Source organism: Comamonas odontotermitis, from assembly GCF_014207855.1.
In the GTDB taxonomy this organism is placed as follows: Bacteria; Pseudomonadota; Gammaproteobacteria; order Burkholderiales; family Burkholderiaceae_C; genus Comamonas; species Comamonas odontotermitis_A.
In genome coordinates, this window is sequence record NZ_JACHKZ010000065.1 from 1 (window position 1) to 1489 (window position 1489).

At 55.0% G+C, this 1489-nt stretch carries 2 protein-coding genes; both read right to left on the minus strand.

Annotated elements, in window-relative coordinates:
* Positions 1-615: DUF2169 domain-containing protein (locus tag HNP33_RS20810; RefSeq protein WP_184711766.1), on the minus strand; the 615-nt coding region annotated here is incomplete at its 3' end.
* Between the two features lie 7 nt (positions 616-622).
* Positions 623-1489, minus strand: an 867-nt coding sequence (locus HNP33_RS20815; RefSeq protein ID WP_418903870.1) for a bacteriophage T4 gp5 trimerisation domain-containing protein, incomplete at its 5' end; no start/stop codon positions are given.

Below are 1489 nucleotides of genomic sequence, written 5' to 3' on the forward strand. Positions count from 1 at the left end.
CCGAGCTGGGCACGCCCCAAACGGTGGCCGTGGCATAACTACGTCTGGGGTTTGGGGAGACTCAGTCTCAAACCGATTTATGCAACAAAGCCGATTCGAGGTATATCGTTCCCAACGGTCATCTTTGGGGAAACTGCCGCCATAAGACAGCTCATAACGAAGAGCGACCTTGTCCGTTGGCTGTGGTTTGCTAAGGCTCCATCCTTTGAGCAATGTCCATTGCCAATGGCGCTTGCCATGAAGCAGCATTCTCTGGATGTGTTCCTTGCCATTGGCTTCGACGATGATTTCTGCAGCCCAGCTGGTTGCCGGCGTATCTGGTGGTGTTGCATAACCTGTGATGAAGAAGTCTGTTGCGGGCTTGTACAGAACAATGTCGCCCGCAAAGCGAAGAGATGCATAAGCGCTGCCATTGCGTTCATATGGTTCATCCGCCATATGGATGACAGGATGCTCTCCTTCGGGCAGTGGGGCCAGTTCATAGCGCTGCCCGATCAAAGTCAGGCTGTAGGCAGCTTTGACGATAACGACGTCATACATGCGCTTGCCTGGGCCCATCTTCTCAAATGCAAACCACTCAAAGGGCGTGTAGTTGTCTACATGAAGCAACTGCATGGCGGCCCTAGTTCAAGTCAATGCGTTCGGAGTTAACCTGCACATGCTCGGAGCCGTCCACGGTGATCAACTTGCCATTGAGGTTGACCGTGCCATCGGCTTTCATCTCCAGCACACTCTTGCCGACCTTGAGGGTAATGCTGCGCTCGTCCATCGTTATGTTGGAGGTGCTGCCTTCGCCTGCTGCACCGCCAGCACCTCCTGAGGGAGCCACGATGTTCATCGCCATGCCTGGAGGGGCACTGCCTCCGGCGCCACCACCTCCACCGCCCACCGTCAGCGTGTATTTGCTGCCCACCTTGGTGTCCTTGGTCTGGCCGATCTTGGCGGTCTGGCTCATGCCTACCGTCGTGTTCATCATCAGCCCCACATTGAGGCTGTAAACAATTCCGTAGTTCTGCATCTTGGCAATGCCAACGTTTTGCATGTATGCAATACCGATGCTCTGGGTCTTGAGCAGGCCGATGGTGACGTTCTCCATCACGCCGACGCTCTTGGTGCGGTTCTTGCCGATCTTGAGCTTTTCGTTTCTGCCTACGTCTTCGGTGCGATTGACGCCAATCGATATCTTCTCGTTCAGGTCTACCCGCTCTTTTCTGTTCTGGTGGATGGTGATGGTCTCGTCCAGGTCCACTTCCTCCGTGCGCCAACCGTGCACGTTGATCTTTTCATTTCGATCAACGATCTCGGTTCTGTCGCGGTGGATGGTGTTGAATTCATCGCGGTCGATGACCTTGCGCCGATCGTTACCTACCCATTTGTCTTCATCGTGCTCGACTTCGGTGAGCTGGTCTTTCTGCGCATGCAGCCACAGCTGCTCCTGGCCCGCCTTGTCTTCAAAGCGCAGTACATTGGCTGTGCCGGGGCTGTCCTT